Here is a 25,148-nt window from a genome sequence, read left to right as displayed (position 1 = left end):
ACATCGGCGCCCGCTTGAACCATAAAAATGGCATGAAACCAGAGGATGAAACCAAATCAGTGGACAACGGCGCCTATATCGAAAGCGTGCGGCGCGCGACGCTCTGGCTCGGATTCCTCTACTGGTTCGTTGAATTCATCATCAGCAGCATCCTGTGGGGCATACTCGGCATTGATCCGATCATGTCGGCGCCGGGAAAGTTGCTCCTGATGATCTGCGGCATGACCTTTTCCTATGGCATCGCTGCGGCGATTTTCGGCGTGCGGCATCACCATATCGCAATCAAGATTGTCGTCGGCTTCGCCACCTCGCTCGTGGCCGCCTTTGCCAATACCGGCGTCGACTTCATGCTCTATCTTGTCATCGTGCGTCCCGATCCGATAACGGTCGACTGGACCAGCATCGGCTATACGCTCGTCTACAGCATGGCGACATTCGTCGGCTGGTCGTTCTTCTTCGTCGCGCTGCTCTACAGTTTCGAGCTGCGCGAACGCGAGCGGCGCCTCGCGATCACGCGCGAGGAGGCGCTTGCGGCGCAAATGCGGGCTCTCCGCTACCAGGTCAATCCACACTTCCTGTTCAACACGCTAAACTCCATCACCGGCCTGATCGAGGAAGGGCAGACCGTTGCCGCGACGCGCATGGTGATGTCGCTTTCAAACTTTCTGCGCACGACCCTGGAGCTCGATCCCTTGCACGACGTGCGGCTTGCAGATGAACTGGCCCTGCAGGCCGGTTATCTTCACATCGAAGGCGAGCGTTATTCCGACCGGATGAAACTCAGGATGGACATTGCCAGCGGCTTGGAACAGGCGCTGGTGCCGAGCCTAATCCTACAACCCCTGATCGAGAATGCGGTCAAACACGGCGTCGGCCGCTCGCCAGAACAGGTCGAGATCGTCATCAGTGCGGCCAAGGTCGGCCAGGCGCTCGAAATCACCGTCGAGAACGACATTGCCGCAGAGACCGACAATGGGCGGCGCCAGACCTCCGGCACCGGGATCGGCCTCAAGAATGTCGCCGATCGCGTCCAGGCGCGTTTTCCGGGTGTGGGAGCGTGTGTATCTGGGTTCGTGACGCCCAGGCGTTTCAGAGCCGCAATTACAATGCCGCTGAGGCTTGCATGAACGAAATCCAGACAGTTTCCCTTTCGATCCTCATCGTCGACGATGAGCCACTCGCCAGACGCCGCCTGCTGCGCCTGCTCGGCGCGATGCCTGGCGTCGAGGTGTTGGGAACGGCCGGCAATGTCCAGCAGGCCTGCGACCTTATCGCCGAGCTGCAGCCGGACGTGATCCTGCTCGATATCCAGATGCCTGGCGGCACCGGCTTCGACATCCTGGAGAAGCTGGGCAGCAATGCGCCCGCAGTCGTCTTCGTGAGCGCCTTCGATCACTATGCGCTTCGCGCCTTCGAGGCGGCCGTTGTCGACTATGTCACCAAGCCGATCGAGGCGAACCGCCTGCGCACCGCAATCGAACGGGCGCGCGTGGCGATTGCGGCACGAACGAGCACCGAACGTGTATTGGAACTCAACGAAACCGTGCAGGCGCTGCGACAGGCATTGCGCAAACACGAAACCCCGTCGGCCGATCTCTGGATCAAATCCCGCGGAGAATTCGTTCGCATCGCGCTTGATCGGGTCGTGCGGTTCCAGGCGGAGCGCGACTATGTCCGCATCCATATCGAAGGCCGGTCCTATCTGCATCACGAAAGCCTCGCATCGCTCGAACGCCGGCTCGACCCGGCCGGGTTTCTGAGGCTGCACCGCAGTTCGATCGTGCGCCGTGACTGCATCGTCGGGCTCAAGCAGGCCCCCTTTGCTGCCCTTATCGCCCTGCTCTCCGATGGCAGCGAAATCCGCGTCGGGCGAACCTATGCGCGCCATATCCGGCCGACCACCGCCGAGCGCCCACAAGCGGGCTGACGGCCGAGACCAGGGCGCTGGACATACGAAATACCAAACGCTTGAAGGGCCGCGAGCGGAAGGATCGCGACACGCTCAGCGCAAGACTCCGCGCAGCCGTGGCACCGCAAAATCCACGAAGGCCCTGAGCTTCATTGGCACCAGGCCCTGCGGCAGATAAACCAGCTGGACCGGAAGAGGCGGGTGTTCGAACGCCTCCAACAAGGGAACGAGCAATCCGTCTCCGACGGGACGCGCCACCTGATAGGAAAGCACCCGCGTCAGGCCAAGGCCGGCGATGGCGGCATCGACGGCCGATTCCGCCGTGTTGACGATCAACCGCGACCGGATCGGCGCAGCCAGTTCGCGCCCATCGTCGAGAAAGCGCCAGACATGGGCGGCCGTGACGTTTTCGAAGGTGATGCAGTCATGCTCGGCGACCTCGTTCGGATGCTGGGGCGCGCCGAGCCGCGCGAGATAGTCGGGGCTTGCATAGACCACGCGGCGGACTGTGCCGAGCTTGGTCGCGACCAGGTTGCTATCGGGAAGATTACCGATCCGAAGCGCCACGTCGATGTGGTCGTCAACGAGATTGGCAAACCGGTCACTCAGCGCCAGCCGCATGTCGATCTGGGGATGAGCCTTCAGGAAGTCCACGACGACCGGAAGGACGTGCAGGCGGCCGAAGACGATCGGTGCAGAGATCGTCAGGTCGCCCTTGACCGCGCTGTATTCGCCGGCGGCCACTCTTTCCGCCTCTTCGACGCGCGCCAGGATCTCCTTGGCCGCTTCCACGTAGGAGCGGCCGGTTTCCGTCAGAAGGACTTTGCGGTTCGTCCGGGTGATGAGCTGGGCGCCGAGATGCGCCTCGAGTTCCGAAACTTTCCGGCTGACGGTGGCAAGCGGCACCTTGAGCTGCCGCGAGGCGGCCGACAGGCTACCGTTCTCGATGACGGCAAGCAGAACACCCATGGCGTCGAGACGGTCCATTCTTTCCTTCCAAAAAATGAGAATCGGACTACCGAATATCCATTCTACTGCCAAAAATTGGAAAGTCATAGATTGCTCTCGAAGGCGGTTCATCCCGAACCGCCGGAGGGCCGCGACGGTTCTCACGCTCTCGAGGGACATTCCCCATGAAACTCTATCGCCATCCGCTGTCCGGCCATTCGCACCGGGCGCAGCTCTTTCTGTCGCTGCTCGGCGTATCGCACGAACTGATCGACGTGGATCTCAAGGCCCGGGCGCACAAGGAGCCGGAGTTCCTGAAGCTCAACCCGTTCGGTCAGGTTCCGGTCCTCGATGACGACGGCACCGTCATTGCGGACTCCAATGCCATCCTCGTGTATCTCGCCAAGAAGCTCGGCCGTATCGACTGGCTCCCGGAAGATCCGGCCTTGGCCGCGAAGGTGCAGAAGTGGCTTTCGGTTGCTGCCGGCGATATCGCCTTCGGTCCGGCGGCTGCCCGCCTCGTCACCGTGTTCGGCGCCAATCTGCGGGCGGAAGAGGCGATTGCCCGGGCGCATCGCGTGCTGGCGCAGATTGATGCGGAACTGACCGACCGCGACTTCCTGCTCGGCGCCAGGCCGACCATCGCCGACGTTTCGCTCTACAGCTACGTTTCCGCCGCGCCCGAGGGCAATGTCGACCTCTCCGACTACGCCCAGGTCCGGAACTGGCTTGCCCGCATCGAGCGCCTCCCCGGCTTCGTCGGCTTCCAGAAGACGGCTGTCGGCCTCGCCGCCTGACGAACCGGGCCGGGGCAGCCATCCTGTCCCGGGCCTCACCCCAACGAGGTTTCAGATCATGCCGGACAATGCACAACAGAAGCGGCCGGACTCCCCCTGGCACGAAGGCGAACTTGTCATCCAGCGCAGCCTCGGCGTCGTCGAGCGCATGGACGCAACGGGCCGGAACTTCGTGCGCAGCTTCATGCCCGAGCAGCACCAGCAGTTCTTCCCCATGCTGCCGTTCGCCGTCTTCGGCGCGGTCGACGCAAAGGGGAACGTCTGGGCGACGATGCGCGCCGCAGCCCCCGGCTTCATGCAGGCCCCCGACGCCTGGAACCTCGACGTGCGGCTACCGCGCGAAGCCGATGATCCGGCCGACGCCGGCATGGATGATGCCCATTCGATCGGCATGCTCGGCATCCAGCTCGAAACCCGGCGCCGCAACCGGCTGAACGGCGCTATCCTGCGTGAGGGCGACGACGGGTTCACCATTCGTGTGCGCCAGAGTTTCGGCAACTGCCCGCAATATATCCAGCTCCGGCATTTCTCCTTTTCCCGTGCCCCGCACGAACCGGCATCGAAGCGGCCGGTCCGCTACGCGGCTCTCGACGAGCGCGCCCGGGCGATCATCGCCAATGCCGATACCTTTTTCGTCGCCTCCTATGTCGACCGCGATACCGGCGAGCGGCAGGTCGATGTTTCCCATCGCGGCGGAAAGGCTGGTTTCGTCGAGATCGGCAACGATGGCGTTCTCACGATCCCCGACTTCTCCGGCAACTTGTTCTTCAACACGCTCGGCAACTTCATGGTCAATCCGCGCGCCGGTCTGCTGTTCGTCGACTTCACGACCGGTGACATGCTGCAGCTGACCGGCAGCGCCGAGGTCATCCTGTCTTCGCCCGAGGTCGCCGCCTTCCAGGGTGCCGAACGCCTGTGGCGGTTCCGACCCGAACAGGTCGTTTATCGCCAGGATGGCCTGCCGCTTCGCTGGGCTTTCGAGGATGGTGGATGGTCGCCCAGCCTGCTGACGACAGGCGACTGGGAGCAAGCCAAGATGCGCCTGCAGGCCGCAGCCCTGGCCGAGGAGTGGCGGCCGTTCCGCGTGGCGCGCGTCGAAGAGGAAAGCACGACGATCCGCTCGCTCTACCTCGCCCCGGACGATGGCGTCGGCCTCATGGCCCACCAGGCCGGCCAGCACTTGCCGATCCGGGTGCAGGTAGACACGAACGGCAAGGCTCTTGTCCGAAGCTACACGCTCTCCTCCGCCCCGACCGATGCGCTCTATCGCATCAGCGTCAAGAAGGACGGCACCGTTTCACGGCAGCTGCATGGGCTGAAACCCGGCGACCGGATCGAAGCGCGTGCGCCAGCCGGCAGTTTCACGATCGATGGCACGCAGCGGCGACCGGCGGTGCTGATCGGCGCCGGCGTTGGCATCACGCCGATGGTGGCCATGCTCCAGCACATCGTCCACGAGGGTCGCCGCAAGCGCCGCACGCGCCCGACCTGGCTTTTCCAGGCCGCCCGCTCCTTGGAGGAACGTGCCTTCGACCGGGAAATCGCCGCTCTGGTCGAGGAAGGTCAAGGCAATATCCGCCTCGTGCGCGCCCTCAGCCAACCGGCTGGCGCGACCGAAGGCCAGGACTATGACGTCAGTGGCCGGATCGATCTCACTCATCTGAAAGCCACCCTGCCCTTCGACGACTACGACTTCTATCTGTGCGGCCCAGCGGCCTTCACGCAGTCCCTCTATGATGGTCTGCGCGCGCTCAATGTGGCCGACGCCCGCATCCATGCGGAAGCCTTTGGGCTCTCGTCGCTGACACGGCGGCCGGATGGCGGATCTGCGCCGACCATGGCATCGCCGGCGAGCGCTCCCGTCCACGTCGTCTTTGCGAAAACCGCCAAGGAGGCCCGCTGGCAACCGGGCGACGGCAACCTGCTCGATCTCGCCGAAACGCGCGGGTTGACGCCCGATTTCGGCTGCCGCAACGGCAGTTGCGGATCCTGCAGGACGTCGGTGCTCGAAGGGAAAGTGACCTATCCGTCCGCACCCTCTTTCCCGGTGGCAGAGGACGAAGCGCTGATCTGCTGCGCCGTTCCGGCGGAAGACGAGGAACGCAAGCTGCATCTTTCGCTCTAAGCCATGCATCGGCTATTGATGAGTATCATCAGCAGCCAAGCGGGATGCAGCATGAACGATCAACAGATCCGCGATATCGTCCTCTGGCTTTCCGAACAGGGCCTCAAAGGGCTGGACGAGCCGGAGCTCTTCGCCGGCTTCTGCGAACAGTGCCGTGCAGCCGGCATCGACCTTGCCCGCGCACTCGGGCTGATCGACACCCTGCATCCGGAGTTCGAGGGCCGCGCCTTCCAGTGGAACGATGAAAGCGACGTGACGCCGGAGGTCATCCAGTACGGCTCGACCAGCAGCGGCGACGCTCTCATGAACTGGCAGAATTCCATCTTCTACCACATGCTCAACGATCATGAATCCGAACGGCGTATCCGCCTCGCGGCCGAAAAAACCGTCAGCTTCACAATGTTGAAAGACCTCAAGGAGCAGGGGCATACCGACTGCGTCAGCATGATCCACCATTTCACCGACCGGGGCCGCGTCGGCGGAATGGACTGCTTCTATTCCTATTGGACGACCCGCAAACCGTCCGGTTTCACAGAGGAAGAGCTTGCCGCGCTCCGGGTGCTGCTGCCGACCCTGGCGCTCGCGGTGAAGGCCGGCTCCTGCATGCGCATCATCAGCACGCTTGCCGACGTTTATCTCGGCGCCGACGCCGGCAAACGCGTGGTCGAGGGAAGCATCGCTCGCGGCTCGGCAGTGCGCATCGAAACGGTCATGTGGTTTTCGGACCTCAGGAGTTACACCCGCATCTCGGACACCTCCTCGCCCGATCAGATCATTCCGCTGCTCAACGACTATTCGGGGACGGTGATCACGGCCATTCACGACCATGGCGGCTGCGTGCTGAAGCTCATCGGTGATGGTGTGCTTGCGATCTTCAATGCCGACGACCCGGCTACCGCCTGCGCCAACGCCATTGCGGCCGAACGGCAGCTCCGCCGCATGCTCGCCGAGCTCAACACGAGCCGGCAGGCGGAGGGCAAGCCGACGACCGACGTCTATCTCGGCCTCCATATCGGCGAAGTGTTCTACGGCAATATCGGCAGCCAGACCCGGCTCGATTTCACCGTCGTCGGTCCGGCCGTCAACGAAGTCAGCCGCATTTCATCGATGTGCCGTTCGGTCGAGCGGCACATGATCATGTCTTCTGATTTCGTCGAGGCCTGCCCGCCGGAACATCAGGTCCATGCGGTGTCGCTGGGGCGTTTCGCGCTGCGCGGCATCGCCCGGGCAAAGGAGCTGTTCACCTGGGATCCGGAACTGCCAGCGAACTGAAAAAGCGCGCAGTTACTGGCTCATCACGCCCTGAGAGACGCGCGAGAGGTGGCGGAACTGCAGCTCGGCTTGAACCTCACCCTGGAAGTCCATCACCTGCCGGCGCGCTTCGTCTTCCGAGCAGCCGCAGGCAAGAAGTTCGTCGGCAAGGGCGCGGCACCGGCGGCGCCAGAATTGCAAGGCTTCGGCGCCATGCAGATCTTCAAGTTCGACGGCAGCGGTGCGGATGGCGGTCAATCTCCTTGCCACCGGAAACGGAACGATCGTGCTCGCATCGGATTCCGTGGCTTTCACTGATTGCTTGCCTGCCATCTTCTCATTTGCCCCCTGGAGCTTCGTGCGTTGACGCGAACGCATAAAGACGCCCTACGCTTGTCGATATCGAGCACCTCACGCGCCTGCGATATCCCCAACCGCAGGCGAAGCGCTCTGGTGATTCCTGTTCTACGAAGCTTATGGTTAACGTTTCCTTCCCGCCGCCGCCGCCAGATGCGGATTGACCGTTTGCGGGACCGAAGATGTCGGCCTCGTCAAACCCGCGACACGGTCTTCCGTATTTCTGGGTGGGTTTCCAACATTAAACATGACATTGGAATTCATATTTCAATCGACCACCCTCGGTCGCTGCCCCCAGTGAGTGCACCTGCATGTTGAAGAGTTTCTTCGCATTTTACCGCCCCTATCGCGGCCTGTTCATTCTCGACTTTTCCTGCGCCGTGCTTTCCGGCCTGCTCGAGCTCGGCTTCCCGATCGCAGTGAAGCTGTTCGTCGACCAGCTTTTGCCGAGCCAGGAATGGACCCTGATCCTGTTGTCCTCGGCCGGACTGCTGCTCGTCTATCTGCTCAACACGGGCCTGATGGCGACGGTCACCTATTGGGGCCACATGCTCGGCATCAACATCGAGACGGACATGCGGCGGATGGCCTTCGACCATCTGCAGAAGCTCTCCTTCTCGTTCTTTGACAACCAGAAGACCGGTCATTTGGTCGGGCGCCTGACGAAGGATCTCGAGGAGATCGGCGAAGTCGCCCACCACGGGCCTGAAGACCTGTTCATTGCGATCATGACCTTCATCGGCGCACTCTTGCTGATGCTGATGGTGCATTGGCAGCTCGCACTGATCACGGCTGCCGTCGTGCCGATGACGGCCTGGGTTACCAGCCGCTACGGCGGGCGCATGACCCGGAACTTCCGCAGCCTTTACGGCCGGGTGGGCGATTTCAACGCCCGCATCGAGGAGAATGTTGGAGGGATACGGGTGGTGCAGGCCTTCGCCAACGAAGCACATGAGCGCAGCCTCTTCGAGACCGACAACCAGAACTATCGCCGCACCAAGCTCGAAGCCTATCGCATCATGGCCGCCAGCACGTCGCTCAGCTACATGAGCATGCGGCTGACGCAGCTGATCGTCATGATCACCGGCTGCTACTTCGTGCTGACCGGCGAGCTGACGAATGGCGGCTTCGTCAGTTTCCTGCTTTTGGTAGGCGTGTTCTTCCGACCCGTCGAGAAGATCAACTCAGTCATCGAGACCTATCCGAAGGGTATTGCCGGCTTCAAACGCTTCCTCGAACTCATGGAGACCGAGCCCGATATCGAGGACCGGCCGGGTGCTGCCGCCGTCGCCGGCCTCAAGGGTGACATCACCTACAGTGGCGTCTCGTTCGGCTACAGCGCCGAGAAGCCGATCATCCAGAACATCGACCTGACGATCCATGCTGGCGAGACGATCGCCTTCGTCGGCCCTTCAGGCGCCGGCAAGACGACGATCTGCTCGCTGCTGCCGCGTTTCTACGAGGTCAGCGAGGGTTCGATCACTGTCGACGGCACTGATATCCGCGACATCACGCTTTCCTCGCTACGCGGCCAGATCGGTATCGTGCAGCAGGATGTCTTCCTCTTTGCCGGCACCATTCGCGACAACATCGCCTATGGCCGGCTCGGTGCCAGTGAAGCCGATATCCTGGATGCCGCCCGACGCGCCAAGCTCGACGGTATGATCCAGGCCTTGCCGGACGGCATGGACACGGTGATCGGCCAGCGCGGCGTCAAGCTTTCCGGCGGGCAGAAGCAGAGGCTGGCGATCGCCCGCATGTTCCTGAAGAACCCGGCAATCCTCATCCTCGACGAGGCGACCTCGGCGCTCGACACCGAAACGGAAAGGGCGATCCAGCAGTCGCTGGCCGAGCTTTCCAAGGGCAGGACGACACTGATCATCGCGCACCGGCTGGCAACGATCCGCGATGCCGATCGTATCGTTGTCGTCGACGGGAGTGGCATTCGCGAACAGGGACCCCACGAAACACTGCTCGCTGCCAAGGGCGCCTATAGCCGCCTCTTTCACGCCCAGGCAGGTGCCGTCTGACGATGGCCGTGGCAGCGTAGGCATTGCATGCGGAAGGAGGGGGCGCTACGAACGGAACACAATGCCCCCTCCCCTCCATCCGCCAGATTCTTAGCGCCATGAACACTCCTGATCTTTCCGTCCTTGAACGCGCCATAGCAGCCTTGCCGCAGCACTACCCCGGACCAGGCGGCGTTGCCGGTGTGGTGAGAGATGGCGAGGTCCTCTTTCGCCACGCCTGGGGCTATGCCGACCTGACGGCCCGCAAACCGATGACGATGGCAACGCGGATTCCGATCTGCTCGATCACCAAGCAGCTGACCTGCGCAGTGCTGCTGGATGCGGTTGGTCGTCCGGAGAAGCTCGACCCTGCGCTCGACGCCTACCTCCCCTTGCTCGAAGGCAAGCGCCCGACCGCTGCCCATCTCTGCCACAACCAGTCCGGACTGCGCGACTACTGGGCATTGACGGTGCTTGAGGGCGCCAGCCACGATGGTGTCTTCCGCCGTGAGGATGCACGCCCGCTGCTGTCCAAGGCGCGCTCGACGCACTTCGAGCCCGGCACCCGCTATTCCTACTCCAACGGCAATTTCCGCATTCTCGCCGACCTGATCGAAGAGCACACCGGCCGCTCGATGGCGGAACTCTATCAGCGCTCCGTCTTTGGTCCCGCGGCCATGCAGACCGCCGCCCTGACCCCGGACACCAGCCTGCCGCCGGACGGTATCGTCGGCTACGAGGGCAACGAGGCGGTCGGCTATTTCGAGGCGCTTAATCGCATCTACTGGGCGGGCGACGCCGGTGTTTCCGCCTCGCTCGACGACATGCTGGCCTGGGAGTGCTTCATCGACGGGACGCGTGACGATGCGGACGGGCTCCATCGCCGCCTTTCTGCACCACAGACCTATGCGGACGGCCGCCCGGCACCATACGGCTTCGGCCTCGCACACGAGATGATCGGCGATGTCGCGATCAGCGGCCACGGCGGCGCGCTTCGCGGTTTCCGCTGCCGCAGGCTCTACGCACCCGCTGAGCGTCTCTCCGTCGTGGTGATGTTCAATCACGAAGGCGATGCCCATGCGGCGGCGGTGGCGCTGATGAAGATCGCTCTCGGCCACGAGGATGCCGAGACCACGTCCCGGAGCTGGGACGCGCGGACCACCGGAAGCTACTTGGATCCGGAAACGGGCCTCGCCCTTGTCGCCAGACCGACGGCGTCGTCCCGCATCGAACTGCGGTTCGCGACCTCGCCCGAAACGCTTTCCGTCAGTGCCGACGGCAGCGCCCGCTCGGCGGCGGTGACCCTGATCGCGCAAGGCGCCGCGCTTCGCATGGAACGGCCTCGCGAAAATCTGACGGTGAATGCCGAACGCATTTCTGGCACGGCGCTCCCCGATATCGCCGGCCGCTACCATTCGGCTGAACTCGACGCCCATCTCGATATCGTTTCCACCAATGGCGTCTTCTACGGCGGCTTCGACGGTGCGCTCGGCACCGGAGCGATGCATGCCATGCGACCGCTGGCCGAAGACGTCTGGCTCCTTCGCTGCAAGCGCTCGATGGATGCACCGGCACCGGGAGACTGGACCGTGCTTGTCCGACGCGACGCGCAAGGCAAGGTGGCTGGCCTCACCCTCGGCTGCTGGCTCGCCCGGCGGATCGACTACACGAAGATCGGCTGATGCCGCGATCGAGGCGCCGGGTGTGTTAAGCAGAGGCGCGGCAACGGTCCGAAACATGACCAGGAACCGGAAGACCACGGCGTGAAGCAGAAGCGACCAACAGCTGCGCGAGACAACGGCCGCCGCCCCGCAGCCGATGCCGGCAAGCGCGTGACCGTTGCCCGCGCACTTTCCAAGCTCGGCTTCTGTTCGCGCACGCAGGCCGAAAAGCTCGTGCTCGAAGGACGCGTCAGCGTCGGCGGACGCAAGATCACGGACCTTTCACACTGGGTCGACATCGACAAGGATCGCATCACGGTCGATGGCAAGCCGGTGCTTGCCGAAGAGAAGATCTATCTGATGCTGAACAAGCCGCGCGGACTGGTCACCACTCGGCACGACCCCGAGGGCAGGCCAACGGTATTCGATTGTCTGACAGAAACCGACTCGTCTTTCCTGTCTCCGGTCGGCCGTCTCGACAAGGCGAGCGAGGGCCTTCTGCTCTTCACCAACGACACGGTGCTTGCCCAGCGCCTGCTCGATCCTGAAACCCATCTTGGCAAGGTCTACCACGTACAGATCGCCGGTCAGATCGGTGACGGGCATCTCAGGCAGATGGTTGCCGGCATCGAGGAAGGCGGTGAGGTGCTGCGCGCCGCACGTGCCGTCCATCTCAGGGGTGGCGACAAGAACACATGGATCGAAGTGGAGCTGGAAGAGGGGCGCAACCGCCAGATCCGCCGCATGCTTGATGCGCTCGGCTTCGAGGTCTTGCGCCTGCTTCGCGTTTCGATCGGGACGATCGCGCTTGGCGACTTACCCAAAGGCGCCACCCGTACCCTCACGGCGGACGAAATCACCTATCTGAGACAACGCACGGGTCTTTGAAGGGACATCCGGACATCCCCAATCGGAACATTAAAGAGCGTCGCGACACAAGCTGGCCTTAAACTTGCCAACGGACTTCAGTGAAGGGGGCGACTGAGTCATCCGCGGCGCGCGACCAGGTGTGATTGCGCAAAGCAAAATATGATGTTGTAGGCGTGATCGAAGCATCGAACCGACCGTCAATGCGCGGACAAAGACGAGTGCTCACGCGGTGCCAGCTTCCCGCGCCAACTCGATCAGTCTCTCTTTGCAGATCGCCTCCACGAGTTGATGAAGAATGATGCGCTGGCTGTCTCCATCTCCGCTCTTGATCGGATACAATCCGCGGCCCATGGGGTATTTGAGCCTCATCGGTACTATGTGGTCGGACATCGCTGGTTAACCCGCACTCGCCTTACGCTTGGGCGCGCCACGCCATTTTTAGCATGGGCATTGGCTACACAGATGCCCCACTTGGTGGCCTCCGCACTCCTCGATCAGCGGACGGCCTTGTGGACCAGAGACAAGCGTTTGCGGGCAGCGGCCGAAAAGGCGGGGGCTTCACTGCACCCCCCTGCCAATCGGCGGAACTAAATGCAGAATCCAGGCGACCGTTACTCGTGCTGGTCTGAGTGGCAGACGCGACTTCATTGACTGCTATGAAGCTTTAATGCAGTCATTCTTCGACGGAAGCCCCGGCGGGAGCCTGCTCATTGAACCTAGGGCAACCGTGAGAGCCGTGCTCAGTGCGAACCGATATAGCCATACGGCTATGTGAAGCATCGGTGTTTCCTCGAGTTCCAAGTTGTTGAAAGGTGTCGCCTGTCAGGCCGCCTCGTCCTGGCCAATCGCCTGGATCTTGTCCCAGACGCGTTCGGGCCGGGGAATCTCAAGGTCGAAGACGGTCTCAAACGTGTCCGCGAGATGGTCCGCGCTTGTAATGCGGTGTTCGCTAGCGCTGACGGACGTGACCGTGCGCAAGCGGTCGTTCTGCAGAGCGATATAGCCGTTCGCCGTATGACGTAGGACCGCCAGCGCGTTTGTGAATGGCGATCCGGGATCTCGCATCAGCCAGCCATGCATGTCAGCCATGGCAGCTTCGTCGCTGTGGTCGGGCCGGAAATCGAAGCTCTTGGCAATGCCGCGCACATGGTTGTTGAAGCGCAGCCAACCGTCGTCCGCCGGCATGATCGAGAAGTCGAAGCCGCGCTGGCTGATCGCTCCGACGGCAAGCGGCACCGGCTCGACGATGGCGTCCGCCACGCCGACTTCAGCGAGATAGGGACGGTCGAGATCGACGCGCAGGGTGAGATGGTTGCCGATGGCGGTGTCGCCTAGTTTTTCCCGGTCGACGCCCCCGCAAAGACGGGTCACGCGGAAGCCAAGTGCAGCAAGTGCAGCGCCGAAGAGGCCGTTCATTTCGTAGCACCAGCCGCCGCGCCGGCCCTCGACCATCTTGGCGAAGGCCGCAGCCGGGTTGATCCCGGAAGGCCATCCCATGAAGGCATCCAGCGCTTCCCAGGTGAAGGTCATGAGGTGGGCGCGGTGCAATTGCGACAGGCTGTGGATATCGAGGCAAGCCGGAGGTTCCATCCCGATCCGGGCGAGATAGGCTTCGAGTTGCGGGGCTGTCAGGGTCATTCCGTTTTCGTTTGAAGACATGTGGGTCATCCTTCGGTCTCCTTTCGATGGACCGTTGCTGCGGTTCTCGGTGCTGTAGTTGAGGGCAGTCCGTCGCCGGGTCAGGCGATCTTGCGTTCGTCGTCGGGCAGGAAGGTCAGGCCGAAATCCATTGCGACGGAGGCGATCTGCTCGGGCGTTTCGGGCTTGCAGAGCTCGATGATCGGAAAGAAGTTCTCAAATCCGCCCGGCGTCACGACGACCATCAGATGGCCGTCCTTATCTCCGATGTTGCGGAAGCGATGCGGCACGCCGCGCGGCAGCGCGATGCAGCCCCCTTCTGCCAATTCGACATAGTCGCCGGCACACCAGAAGCCGAAGCAACCGGACAGGACGCGAAAGAACTCGTCTTCGCGCTCATGCACATGAAGCGGCGGACCTTCTCCGGGCGGCACGATGGCCTCAAGCATGCCCAGCGCGCCGCCTGTGTTGGCGGCCATTATGCGTATGACGTGTTTTCCGAACGCCACTGCGGGCGTTCCATGGCCCGGCGGTGATACCGCCGCATAGGTGAATGTCTTCATCTCGGGTCTCCTTCTGCTTGAGGACACCCATCGATTACTTTGTGCTCCGTCTCATGATAAGAGCGATGAATAAACATCATTGAACGGATAATCGCTCTCATGAAAACGCTGGATCCGCTTGACGGGATTGCCGCCTTTCTAACGGTATCCACGCATCTCAGCTTCACCAAGGCGGCAGACGAACTGGGCATGTCGCGCGCGACGGTGGGAGCCCAGGTCAGGCAGCTCGAGGATCGCCTCGGCATCCGCCTCTTTCAGAGGTCGACGCGCAGGATCGCCCTTACCGAGGCGGGCGCGGCGTACCGGGAAGCTCTTTCGGGTATCCTGCCGCAGATAAAGGAGGCGGAACGGGCGGCAACCTCGTTCCAGAAGGAAGCCGTCGGGCGCTTGCGGGTGTCCGCTCCGCCCGATCTCGGGCATCTGGTGATCGTGCCGGCCGTTTCGGAGTTCCTCAAGCTCAACCCGGCTGTGTCTATCGAACTGGACCTGTCGCATCGGGCGGTAAACCTGGTCGAGGATGGCTTCGACCTGGCCATTCGGGGTCGCCTCGAAGTCGACATCAATCTCATCACCCGGCAACTGGCGGCATCGTCACTCGTGATTTCCGCGTCACCCGCCTACATAGCCGAAAACGGGGCGCCGGAGACGCCGCACGACCTCGCACATCACTCGTGCCTCCACTTCGCCGAACTAAGATGGGGGCGGGTCTGGCCGTTCAGAAGGAACGATGAGGAGTTCCGGATTCCAATCGTTCCCCGGCTGGAACTCAATCACAGCCTTGGCCTGCGGGACGCCGCCTTGCTGGGGGTCGGTATCGTCCTCCTGCCCGACTTTATCGTTGGCGAAGACCTCAGGCAGGGTCGGTTGGTACGTCTTCTCCCCGATTGGCACGTCAGCACGATACAACTGCAAGCGGTCTATCCGGCCAATCGCCATATCGCGGTAAAGGTCCGACGCTTCGTCTCGTTCCTCGCAGGCAAACTGCGGCCGTAGACGAGGCGAAACCCGCACTCCGGATGAAGGTGAGAATGAGCAGGCAGCGCCAGGAAGCTCCGCCGAACGTCTGCTGGCCGCTTGCACCAGGCGGATGCCGGCGCGGATCGACCCGCTCCTCACATCTAATGCGACGTCCGAAACGACGACCTCACTCGCCGGAACATGCACGCGACAAGCGCGTGGTTGGCCGGCAGCCGATCCCGACCTCAATTCTCCCGCATGGCCCTGCGAAACGTTCGTGCCAGCGGCTCGCCGATATAGGCGAGCATCGTTCGGCTGCCGGTGCGGATCATCACTTCGCTGGTCATCCCGGGGAGCAGCTTGCGGCCGGCAAGCTTGCCGAGCTCTTGCTCATCGACCACGATGATAGCCGTGAAATAGCCGGCGCCGGTTCTGTCATCGGTCAGGCGGTCGGCCGATACGAGCTCAACACGACCCTCGAGCGGCGGCATATCATAACGTGCAAAGGCCGATATCCGGACGTGTGCGGTCTGCCCGATGGCGATAGTGTCGACGTCTTCCGGACGGACCATCGCCTCGACCACCAGTTTTTGGCCGACGGGCACGATCGACATCAGCGGCTCGCCGGGGCGCACGACACCACCGGCCGTGTGGACCTGTAATCCCATGACAACGCCGTCGACGGGAGCTCTGATGTCGGCGCGCGCAAGCACGTCCTCGGCCGCGCGCAACTGCTGCTGGAGATCGAAAAGTTCAGCTTCGACCTTGCTGAGCTCGGCCACCGCCTCGTTCAGGCGGGTCGTGGACAGGTTCATGATCTGCTGCTCGATCTCCGCCATCGACTCCCGAATGCGGGCGATTGCGGCAATGTTCGTGGCACGTTCACCTTTGAGTTCCCCCTGGCGCCGGCGCAGCTGAAGGTGCCGCTCGCGCGTGGCGAGACCCTTTTTTGACAGTTTTTCCAGATCAGCGGCTTCTGCTTCGATGGACACCATCACTTGATCCTGGGCAGCGACCATGTCTTCGAGCCCCTTGATCTCATTTTCGCTTTGCAGGATGCGCTGATGCAGAATGCCGGTTTCGTTGCTGAGAGCCAGGCGCCGCGCCCGGAAAACTTCGTTCTGCACGGCGACCGCTTCGGCGGCCGAGGACGACGACGACGTCAGAAGCTCCTGTTCGAAGGCAATCTCGTCTTTTCCGTCCCGCTCGGCCCGTAGTCGGGCGGCCGACGCCTTGCGAGATATGACACGGTTCCTGAGGAGCTCCAGATGCGCGGCTGCCTGCGTGTCATCCAGCTTGATCAGAACCTGGCCGCTTTTGACGTGTTCGCCATCGGCGACCTTGAGCTGCGAAACGATGCCGCCTTCGAGATGCTGGATCACCTTGCGTTCGCCCTCGACCTTGACGACACCCTGGGTGACTGCCGCGCTATCGAGCGGCGCCAGAGCGGCCCAGCCGCCGAAGATGCCAAAAAAAGCGAGGATCACCACAAGCCCGGTTGCCACAGCGGGTCTTAATCGCGGCTGAAGCCGGGCGTCGTCGGTGGCTATGTATGCCGTAGGATCGCCACCAAGAGGGGTTAGCAGCTTGGCAATCATGCGCTCACGACTCCCAATCGAGGGGTAGTGGCTGCGGCTCGCGCTCGCTCTTCCATCGCACGGAACACATCGTTACGCGGACCGAAGAGATCGATCTGACCGCGCTGAAGCACGAGAACCTTGTCGACGCTCTCCATCATGTTTGAGCGATGGGTGATCAGAACTATCGTCCTTCCGGCAGCCTTGAGCCTTTGAAGCGCATTGTTCAGCGCCTGCTCACCGTCTCCGTCAAGGTTGGAGTTGGGCTCGTCCAGGAGCAAGAACGCAGGATCCCGGTACAACGCGCGGGCAAGCGCGATCCGCTGACGCTGGCCGCCCGAGAGCACCGCGCCCGCCTCGCCAATCTCAGTGTGGTAGCCTTTCGGGAGCCCCTTGATGAGCTCGTGTACGCCGGCCTCGCACGCAGCGCGCACGACATTGCGGAAGGATTGCTCGTTGAGTTCCTGAAATCGAGCGATGTTCTCGGCGACGGTCCCGGAGAAGAGTTCAATGTCCTGTGGCAGGTAGCCGACGTGCTGGCCGCGATCCGCGGCTGCCCATTGCGCGACATCCATGCCGCCAAGGAGCACCCGGCCGTGGCCGGCGGTGGAAGCGCCCACGATGAGCCTTGCCAGGCTCGTCTTGCCCGCCGCAGACGGACCAATGACCGCGAGCACTTCGCCGGATTCGAGCTGGAAGCTCACGCCCTTCAGGATCGGCTCGCCGCCGCCTTCGCGCGCAACGATGACATTTTCGACGACAAGCCGCCCCTCGGGACGCGGCAATGGCAGAATGGGAGCTTCGTCGCGCCGAGCGCCGGCCACGACCGATAGCCGGTGATAGGCAGATCGCGCGCTCAAGATCGCCTTCCACGTACCGATCGCCTGCTCGACGGGTGCAAGCGCCCGCCCCATCAGGATGGAGGCAGCCACCATTGCGCCGGGAGACGCTTCAGCGTGCACGACGAGATAGGCTCCGAGCCCGAGAACACCGATCTGCAGTCCGAGCCGGAGAAAACGCGCCGCCGCGGCAAGGGCCGCCGAACGAAGGCTTGCGGTCGCCTGCCCCTCCGCCGCAGCCTTCTGCACCGGCTTCCAACTGGACATCATCGCCTGCAGCATCCCCATGGCCTGTATGGCCTCGGCGTTTCGGATCGCTGCTTCCGCTTGCGCATAGGCTTTGCTTTGAGCGCCGCTCGCCTGGGCAACCGGCTGTCGCGTGACAAGCTCCGTAAGCACCGCCAGCAGGAAAAGCGCGATACCGCCTCCCAATGCCAGCCAGCCGAGCCACGGGTGCAGCAGGAAAATCGCCGCGAAGAAGATCGGCGCCCAGGGCGCGTCAAGGATCGGGAAAATTGCCGAGCCGGTGACGAAGTTCCCGAACTGCTCGAGGTCGCGCAGCGTGCGAGCGCCGCCATTGCCACGCTTCCCCGCCGCCTGTTCGATCGACGCAGCAAGCAGCACTGGCGAAAGGCGACCGTTCAGCCAGATCCCGGTTGCGATAAGCAGTTGCGATCGCACGGTTTCCAATATTGCCAGGGCCAGGAGCGCCACGACGGCCATCACGGTGAGCGCCGTCAGCGTTTCGAGGCTGTGGCTCGAAAGCACCCGATTATAGACCTGCAGCATGTAGAGCGCCGCTGTCAGCATCAGGATGTTGATTGCCGCGCTGAAGGCTACGAGTGGCCAGGCGGCACGCCGAAGTTCGGCCATCACCGCCTGGAGGGAGGACTGGTTGGGTGCACAGTGCATCGCTCTCCCTCACGCTAGACGAACTGAAAATCACCGGCATTCAAGGTGCCGAGATTGCCAAGGAGCGTGACATTGTCGAGTTCCGCGACAAGCACCGCGCCGCCTGCCACCGCCGGATTGGGGTCGTAGTAGACCGCGGCATGACCAAGATCCGTATTGTGGAAGACGAAGAACGCACCCGTGGTGATGTTGCCGTAGCCATTGATCGTTCCCTGAACGGAAGCATTGGTGACGCTCCCATCCGTTTTCACGGCGACTTCCGTGCCGGCAAAATTGATCGCTGCGTTGTTGCCCGCCTTGAAGTTCTCCACGGTCGGGTTGTTGTTGCCGGCGGAGAATTCGCCCGCTCCGGTCCCCACGTCGAAGCGCAAGGTATCGACGGTCGTCGAATCTGTGCCTGACTCGAAATCGGTAACGTGGTTCGCCGTGCTCCCAAAGTTGCGGAAGACGAAGGTGTCATCGCCAATCCCGCCGGTGAGAATGTTGTTGCCGGCCCCGGCATCAAGGGTGTCATCCCCGTTACCGCCGACGAATACGTCGTTTCCTTGCGTTCCGCTAAGCGTCCGGTTCGCGGTGAGGGTGTCCTCGTGATTCTTTCCATCAATGTACGAGTAGTTGTAGCTCAAGGAGTCCAGGTTGATATCATTATCATTGCCGGTTGACGCCATGGACGGCGTCTGAATGGTGAACTGGGCGGTCGACGTGTGCCCCTGCCCATCACTGACCGTGTACGCCAGGGTGGCCGCTTGGTTGATATTGCCCGTGCTCACGTTGAACCCGGTGATCACCCCGCCCGCCGTCACCGACATGACGGTCCAACCGCTCGGCAGCGAGCCGATGCCCGCCCCAGAAATCGAAAGGGAGTCTCCGTCAGCATCCGTGTCATTGTTGAGCAGCCATGCCGCCGAGAGGAATACGGACGTTCCGGTGGATATGACGATAACATCATTACTTGCCACCGGCGCCGCATTGGGCGGCGGATTGACCGTCAGCCCCACCGTGTCGGTATCGCTCAGGAAACCATCGGACGTAGTGACAGTCAAAGTGTCGGTGCCGCCATAGTTCGTGTCGCTGACGTAGCTCAGGGCAGCCAGCGCAGCATTGACCTGCGTGAGCGTCCCGCTGATGGTCACCGTAGCCGTGGCATTGTTGCTCACGGTCACACCGCCACCGGTTCCAACCGTCAGCTTGCCATGGCCGACCGATACGGTCGTCGACACGTTGGCGCTGTCGACATCCGTCACGGCGACACCGTTGATCGCGCTCGCCGTGTTCGAGTTGACGGTCTGCGCGCCTGGCACGGTATTGGTAGGCGCGTCGTTGACCGGGGTGATGTCGAGGCTCGCCGTGCCCGCCACGCTACCGCCGTGCCCGTCGGTGATCGTGTAGCTGAACGAGACCCCGGTGTCGTCGTTGGCGGCAGGCGTATAGGTCCAGCTGCCATTGGCGTTGGCGACCAGAGAACCATTGCCCGTCGCGATCAGCAGGTTCGTCGCCGTCAAGCTGTCGCCGTCAATGTCAGACGCATTGGCTCGCAGCTCCGCCTGGGTAATCAGCCGGGCACCACTGTCCTCGGCAATTGCCGCCAGCGTCACCGCCCCCGACACGGCAGGCGCATCGTTGGTGCCGGTGACGATCCAGGTGACCGAGGCCGGCGTCGAGGCGATGCCGTCCGACACCGCATAGGTCACCGTCACCGTCGTCGGCTGGCCGGCGGCCAGGTGGTCGTAGGCGGCATGCTTCGGGTCGAGCGTAAAGGCATGGGTGGCGGCATCATAGCTGACGCCGTCCGGCAGCGTCACCGGCACATTGACGACCTGTAGCGCCGTGCCGTCGTCGACGTCGGAGGCGTTGGCGAGCGCATTGAGCGTCACGGGCGTTCCGCCCTCGGCGGCGCCATCGCTGACCGCCCCCGACACGGCAGGCGCATCATTGGTGCCGGTGACGATCCAGGTGACCGAGGCCGGCGTCGAGGCGATGCCGTCCGACACCGCATAGGTCACCGTCACCGTCGTCGGCTGGCCGGCGGCCAGGTGGTCGTAGGCGGCATGCTTCGGGTCGAGCGTAAAGGCATGGGTGGCGGCATCATAGCTGACGCCGTCCGGCAGCGTCACCGGCACATTGACGACCTGTAGCGCCGTGCCGTCGTCGACGTCGGAGGCGTTGGCGAGCGCATTGAGCGTCACGGGCGTTCCGCCCTCGGCGGCGCCATCGCTGACCGCCCCCGACACGGCAGGCGCATCATTGGTGCCGGTGACGATCCAGGTGACCGAGGCCGGCGTCGTGGCGATGCCGTCCGACACCGCATAGGTCACCGTCACCGTCGTCGGCTGGCCGGCGGCCAGGTGATCGTAGGCGGCATGCTTCGGGTCGAGCGTAAAGGCATGGGTGGCGGCATCGTAGCTGACGCCGTCCGGCAGCTGGGCCGGCACATTGACGACCTGCAGCGCCGTGCCGTCGTCGACGTCGGTGGCGTTGGCGAGCGCGTTGAGCGTCACGGGCGTTCCGCCCTCGGTGGCGCCATCGCTGACCGCCCCCGACACGGCAGGCGCATCATTGGTGCCGGTGACGATCCAGGTGACCGAGGCCGGCGTCGTGGCGATGCCGTCCGACACCGCATAGGTCACCGTCACCGTCGTCGGCTGGCCGGCGGCCAGGTGGTCGTAGGCGGCATGCTTCGGGTCGAGCGTAAAGGCATGGGTGGCGGCATCATAGCTGACGCCGTCCGGCAGCGTCACCGGCACATTGACGACCTGTAGCGCCGTGCCGTCGTCGACGTCGGAGGCGTTGGCGAGCGCATTGAGCGTCACGGGCGTTCCGCCCTCGGCGGCGCCATCGCTGACCGCCCCCGACACGGCAGGCGCATCATTGGTGCCGGTGACGATCCAGGTGACCGAGGCCGGCGTCGTGGCGATGCCGTCCGACACCGCATAGGTCACCGTCACCGTCGTCGGCTGGCCGGCGGCCAGGTGATCGTAGGCGGCATGCTTCGGGTCGAGCGTAAAGGCATGGGTGGCGGCATCGTAGCTGACGCCGTCCGGCAGCTGGGCCGGCACATTGACGACCTGCAGCGCCGTGCCGTCGTCGACGTCGGTGGCGTTGGCGAGCGCGTTGAGCGTCACGGGCGTTCCGCCCTCGGTGGCGCCATCGCTGACCGCCCCCGACACGGCAGGCGCATCATTGGTGCCGGTGACGATCCAGGTGACCGAGGCCGGCGTCGAGGCGATGCCGTCCGACACCGCATAGGTCACCGTCACCGTCGTCGGCTGGCCGGCGGCCAGGTGGTCGTAGGCGGCATGCTTCGGGTCGAGCGTAAAGGCATGGGTGGCGGCATCATAGCTGACGCCGTCCGGCAGCGTCACCGGCACATTGACGACCTGTAGCGCCGTGCCGTCGTCGACGTCGGAGGCGTTGGCGAGCGCGTTGAGCGTCACGGGCGTTCCGCCCTCGGTGGCGCCATCGCTGACCGCCCCCGACACGGCAGGCGCATCATTGGTGCCGGTGACGATCCAGGTGACCGAGGCCGGCGTCGAGGCGATGCCGTCCGACACCGCATAGGTCACCGTCACCGTCGTCGGCTGGCCGGCGGCCAGGTGGTCGTAGGCGGCATGCTTCGGGTCGAGCGTAAAGGCATGGGTGGCGGCATCATAGCTGACGCCGTCCGGCAGCGTCACCGGCACATTGACGACCTGTAGCGCCGTGCCGTCGTCGACGTCGGAGGCGTTGGCGAGCGCATTGAGCGTCACGGGCGTTCCGCCCTCGGCGGCGCCATCGCTGACCGCCCCCGACACGGCAGGCGCATCATTGGTGCCGGTGACGATCCAGGTGACCGAGGCCGGCGTCGTGGCGATGCCGTCCGACACCGCATAGGTCACCGTCACCGTCGTCGGCTGGCCGGCGGCCAGGTGATCGTAGGCGGCATGCTTCGGGTCGAGCGTAAAGGCATGGGTGGCGGCATCGTAGCTGACGCCGTCCGGCAGCTGGGCCGGCACATTGACGACCTGCAGCGCCGTGCCGTCGTCGACGTCGGTGGCGTTGGCGAGCGCGTTGAGCGTCACGGGCGTTCCGCCCTCGGTGGCGCCATCGCTGACCGCCCCCGACACGGCAGGCGCATCATTGGTGCCGGTGACGATCCAGGTGACCGAGGCCGGCGTCGTGGCGATGCCGTCCGACACCGCATAGGTCACCGTCACCGTCGTCGGCTGGCCGGCGGCCAGGTGGTCGTAGGCGGCATGCTTCGGGTCGAGCGTAAAAGCATGGGTGGCGGCATCGTAGCTGACGCCGGCCGGCAGCGTCACCGGCACATTGACCACCTGCAGCGTCGTACCGTCGTCGACGTCGGTGGCGTTGGCGAGCGCATTGAGCGTCACGGGCGTTCCGCCCTCGGTGGCGCCATCGCTGACCGCCCCCGACACGGCAGGCGCATCATTGGTGCCGGTGATGGTCACCACGATGTCTTGGCTGGCGGTCCCGTCTGCGGACCATACGGTCAGCGTGTCCGTGACCTGCTGCCCAGCGGGAAGCGCCTGGGTCGCCAAGCGGGCATTGTCGAGTGCGTAGATCCAAGCCCCTGTGGATGCGTCGAAGCTGAACTTGCCGTATGTACCCTCGAGCGCAGCTTCCAGCGGTGCCTGGAAATGGTTCTGGTTGAAATCGGCATCATAAACGTGCAGCGTACCGGCGGTTGTCGGCGAACCGGGATCGCTGTTGTTCGTGCCTCCCGCTTCGACGACGCTCCCTTCGTAGGTGCCGCCGAACGTCGACACGTCGTTCTGGCCCGTGATGTCCAGTGTCACCTTGGCGTAGCTCAGCGTGCCGTTGCCGAGCCGGATCGAATAGTAGAACGAGTCCTGTATGTGTTCGCCGCCTGCCAGGGAGTCGACGCTCCGGGCATTGTCGGGCGAGTTGGAGCCGTCATCAATTCTATATTCGATCTTTCCGCTGGAGATTCGCATCCAGTTTCCTTCGGCGGTCCTCTCCCAACTGGTTGTGATATTGCTCTGCAACAGCTCCGTCATGAAATTCGAGCCGCCGTCGTCGATCGACCAGAGAGTCTTCGCTTTGCCGCCAAGATCGTTGGCCATCACGTCCAGGGTGATGGTGTTGGTACTGGAATTGTAGAGGCTAGATGACTTCAGTTGATCCTCGGTCCACGCATAGGCGTCGCCCTGCGCCTGCGGTGCGTTGCTGAAAGATGTAGTGCTTCCACCACCCGTGGTCTGCGTTGCCATGACCTTACCCCTCCCGCCGTGCGTACCCCATATCGAGGTACTGTGGTTTTATGCGATGCCCGTCCGATGGCGCGCCTTTGCGCCATCGGCGATCTCATCCCGCCGTTGATTGAAATCCTTCATGCAGGGCGCCGAGAGCGCCAAAGCATCGATATCCTGAGTGGAGCGACCGAGTGTGAGCCCGCGACTGCCTGCTCGCGATCGCCCAATCGGTCGAACATTGGAAGAAAAATCAACGCTGCAATTCTCGGCCCAGCAGAGGCAATAAGACGGGCCAGTCTGAGCCGGTGTCCTTGCCGTCGGCACGCCCTCTCGGGGCGAGAAAAATTCGCGCACGACTACTCCTATCGGGGCAGCCAGGAAAACAGCCGCTCCCAAACTAACTTCCTGAAATTTATGTTGGTTTCCTCAGCCGCTCTTTGTCCCACCGGGCTTCGGCACCTATATCCTTAATGAATTAATAACACATTCGGCGGATTAGCAAGCAAGATATTTCGCTTTGCTAATTTAAAGAGTGTAAACATAGTTAAAATCCTTCATGCCCGAAAGAATGAGCGAAAACGGCACCGCTAATCCTGCGGCCACAAATACTCACGGGGAAGAGGTGATGCTGGCGGCTCAGTCGCGACACGATGGTCCTTCCGCCCCGGAAGAAGGCCGAAAAGGCTTCGAGATCCAAGAACGCTTCCGGCGACAATCGACTAAACCGAAGAGCAGCCTCGATGCGAACCTCTACGTCATTCGCATAAATCCGTACGACGAACGGACGAGCCCCGCCCCCTTGGTACCCGCCGTGTTGACGTTGAATCGCGGGGTCCGTCGCTGTATCATTTTGGTGTTCTTTTTCATCCTGTTAGCCTGCGGAAGGAGGACAATATGCGCCTTCCTGAGATACCTTGGGCGGTCCCGTTATCTGTTCGTTTGCAGTCAGGATCGAACCGCATTTTTGCATCGGTCTACGACGCACTGGACTTTCTAGAACATGAATGGCCGATACGGCACGGACAAGGCTATGAACGAGCCGTGATAACGTGCCGCTGTGCATTGAACCGCTCTGTTCCAGCAACGGTTGCCCGTGATGCCTTCATCGGTGCGTGCTTGGAGGCTGGTATGGCGACGTCAGCGGTTGCCAACCACTATCATCATGCCGGCCCTGGATCTCACGGCAACAAGCCATTGACCTGACAACGCCAAGCCCGGCTGTGGCGTGCTGATTGAAGTCCGATCTTCACCGATAGCCACTTCCAGAATTTGGTGATGGGGATCCGAGCGATCCAGCCAAGAAGCGACGAGCGACTGCGTACCGATTATGTGACAACACCCGACGGCGCCGCCTAAGCTTCGACAGCGTTCGGGCCTTGGTTGACGACATGCGCGTCGGGGATCATTCTTAATTCATCCCGACTGCAATCCCTTGGGCTGGTCCGATGCGCTGACAGCGACAATCGGAGGTGTGCCTGCCAAACGTCGATTTCGACTTGGGAGCATGGTCGGTGGGGCTGGC

Annotated in this window: 17 protein-coding genes and 1 pseudogene; 11 read left to right on the top strand and 7 right to left on the bottom strand. The window is 63.0% G+C overall.

All coding sequences use genetic code 11. The annotated features are described in order from the left end of the window. Positions 1-32 precede the first annotated feature (32 nt). A complete protein-coding gene (locus QM996_RS19270; protein ID WP_334197675.1) occupies positions 33-1,127 on the top strand; it encodes a sensor histidine kinase in 1,095 nt (364 codons plus the stop codon). Then, positions 1,124-1,927 carry a LytR/AlgR family response regulator transcription factor gene (locus QM996_RS19265; RefSeq protein ID WP_334197674.1) on the top strand — a complete coding sequence of 268 codons (804 nt, stop codon included), beginning with the start codon at positions 1,124-1,126 and terminating at the stop codon, positions 1,925-1,927. Before QM996_RS19270 ends, QM996_RS19265 begins: the two co-directional genes overlap by 4 nt. Positions 1,928-2,002: 75 nt before the next feature. On the opposite strand, the gene QM996_RS19260 is transcribed toward QM996_RS19265, so the two are convergent. Next, positions 2,003-2,896 (bottom strand): LysR family transcriptional regulator, encoded by an 894-nt coding sequence (locus QM996_RS19260; protein ID WP_334197673.1) that lies wholly within the window; start codon positions 2,894-2,896, stop codon positions 2,003-2,005. A gap of 146 nt (positions 2,897-3,042) precedes the next feature. On the opposite strand from QM996_RS19260, the gene QM996_RS19255 reads away from it, so the two are divergent. From QM996_RS19255 to QM996_RS19245, 3 genes are read left to right on the top strand one after another with little or no spacing between them, the layout of a single operon-like run. Beyond that, entirely contained in the window at positions 3,043-3,654 is a 612-nt protein-coding gene (locus tag QM996_RS19255) for a glutathione S-transferase family protein (protein ID WP_334197672.1), read from the top strand. A gap of 58 nt (positions 3,655-3,712) precedes the next feature. Then, entirely contained in the window at positions 3,713-5,779 is a 2,067-nt protein-coding gene (locus tag QM996_RS19250) for a 2Fe-2S iron-sulfur cluster-binding protein (RefSeq protein WP_334197671.1), read from the top strand. 51 nt (positions 5,780-5,830) lie between these two features. Next, the gene (locus QM996_RS19245) at positions 5,831-7,051 is read left to right on the top strand and encodes an adenylate/guanylate cyclase domain-containing protein (protein WP_334197670.1); all 1,221 of its coding nucleotides are present in this window, start codon (positions 5,831-5,833) and stop codon (positions 7,049-7,051) included. 12 nt (positions 7,052-7,063) lie between these two features. Here the strand turns inward: QM996_RS19245 and QM996_RS19240 are convergent, their stop codons facing one another. Further along, positions 7,064-7,345 (bottom strand): DUF6074 family protein, encoded by a 282-nt coding sequence (locus tag QM996_RS19240; protein WP_334197669.1) that lies wholly within the window; start codon positions 7,343-7,345, stop codon positions 7,064-7,066. A 353-nt stretch (positions 7,346-7,698) separates the two neighbouring features. On the opposite strand from QM996_RS19240, the gene QM996_RS19235 reads away from it, so the two are divergent. The 4 genes and pseudogenes from QM996_RS19235 to QM996_RS19220 form a co-directional block, all read left to right on the top strand. Continuing rightward, positions 7,699-9,417: an ABC transporter ATP-binding protein gene (locus QM996_RS19235; RefSeq protein WP_334197668.1), complete on the top strand. Its 1,719-nt coding sequence runs from the start codon at positions 7,699-7,701 to the stop codon at positions 9,415-9,417. Between the two features lie 98 nt (positions 9,418-9,515). Next, complete coding sequence (locus QM996_RS19230) at positions 9,516-11,078, top strand: D-aminopeptidase (RefSeq protein ID WP_334197667.1); 1,563 nt, start codon at positions 9,516-9,518, stop codon at positions 11,076-11,078. Between the two features lie 81 nt (positions 11,079-11,159). Then, the gene (locus QM996_RS19225) at positions 11,160-11,945 is read left to right on the top strand and encodes a pseudouridine synthase (protein WP_334197666.1); all 786 of its coding nucleotides are present in this window, start codon (positions 11,160-11,162) and stop codon (positions 11,943-11,945) included. Positions 11,946-12,352: 407 nt separating this feature from the next. Next, positions 12,353-12,518, top strand: a pseudogene (locus QM996_RS19220) (type II toxin-antitoxin system VapC family toxin); the annotation flags it as partial. A 231-nt stretch (positions 12,519-12,749) separates the two neighbouring features. Here QM996_RS19220 and QM996_RS19215 read toward each other — a convergent pair. Together QM996_RS19215 and QM996_RS19210 are read right to left on the bottom strand one after the other, a co-directional pair. Beyond that, entirely contained in the window at positions 12,750-13,595 is an 846-nt protein-coding gene (locus QM996_RS19215; RefSeq protein WP_334197665.1) for an arylamine N-acetyltransferase family protein, read from the bottom strand. 71 nt (positions 13,596-13,666) lie between these two features. Beyond that, complete coding sequence (locus QM996_RS19210; RefSeq protein WP_334197664.1) at positions 13,667-14,128, bottom strand: cupin domain-containing protein; 462 nt, start codon at positions 14,126-14,128, stop codon at positions 13,667-13,669. Positions 14,129-14,227: 99 nt separating this feature from the next. On the opposite strand from QM996_RS19210, the gene QM996_RS19205 reads away from it, so the two are divergent. Continuing rightward, positions 14,228-15,121: a LysR family transcriptional regulator gene (locus QM996_RS19205; protein ID WP_334197663.1), complete on the top strand. Its 894-nt coding sequence runs from the start codon at positions 14,228-14,230 to the stop codon at positions 15,119-15,121. Positions 15,122-15,330: 209 nt separating this feature from the next. On the opposite strand, the gene QM996_RS19200 is transcribed toward QM996_RS19205, so the two are convergent. From QM996_RS19200 to QM996_RS19190, 3 genes are read right to left on the bottom strand one after another with little or no spacing between them, the layout of a single operon-like run. Then, the gene (locus QM996_RS19200; protein ID WP_334197662.1) at positions 15,331-16,683 is read right to left on the bottom strand and encodes an HlyD family type I secretion periplasmic adaptor subunit; all 1,353 of its coding nucleotides are present in this window, start codon (positions 16,681-16,683) and stop codon (positions 15,331-15,333) included. After that, positions 16,680-18,413, bottom strand: coding sequence for a type I secretion system permease/ATPase (locus QM996_RS19195; protein ID WP_334197661.1), 1,734 nt, complete (start codon positions 18,411-18,413; stop codon positions 16,680-16,682). Before QM996_RS19195 ends, QM996_RS19200 begins: the two co-directional genes overlap by 4 nt. 14 nt (positions 18,414-18,427) lie before the next feature. After that, positions 18,428-23,644, bottom strand: a complete 5,217-nt coding sequence (locus QM996_RS19190; RefSeq protein ID WP_334197660.1) for a cadherin-like domain-containing protein — start codon at positions 23,642-23,644, stop codon at positions 18,428-18,430. Between the two features lie 876 nt (positions 23,645-24,520). Between QM996_RS19190 and QM996_RS19185 the strand changes: the two genes are divergently transcribed. Continuing rightward, positions 24,521-24,829, top strand: coding sequence for a DUF982 domain-containing protein (locus QM996_RS19185; protein ID WP_334197659.1), 309 nt, complete (start codon positions 24,521-24,523; stop codon positions 24,827-24,829). Positions 24,830-25,148: the final 319 nt, after the last annotated feature.

This window comes from Sinorhizobium chiapasense (assembly GCF_045277575.1).
Classification (GTDB): domain Bacteria; phylum Pseudomonadota; class Alphaproteobacteria; order Rhizobiales; family Rhizobiaceae; genus Ensifer; species Ensifer chiapasense_A.
The sequence above is the reverse complement of the archived record's forward strand: the minus strand, read 5'-3'. Positions and strand labels throughout refer to the sequence as shown.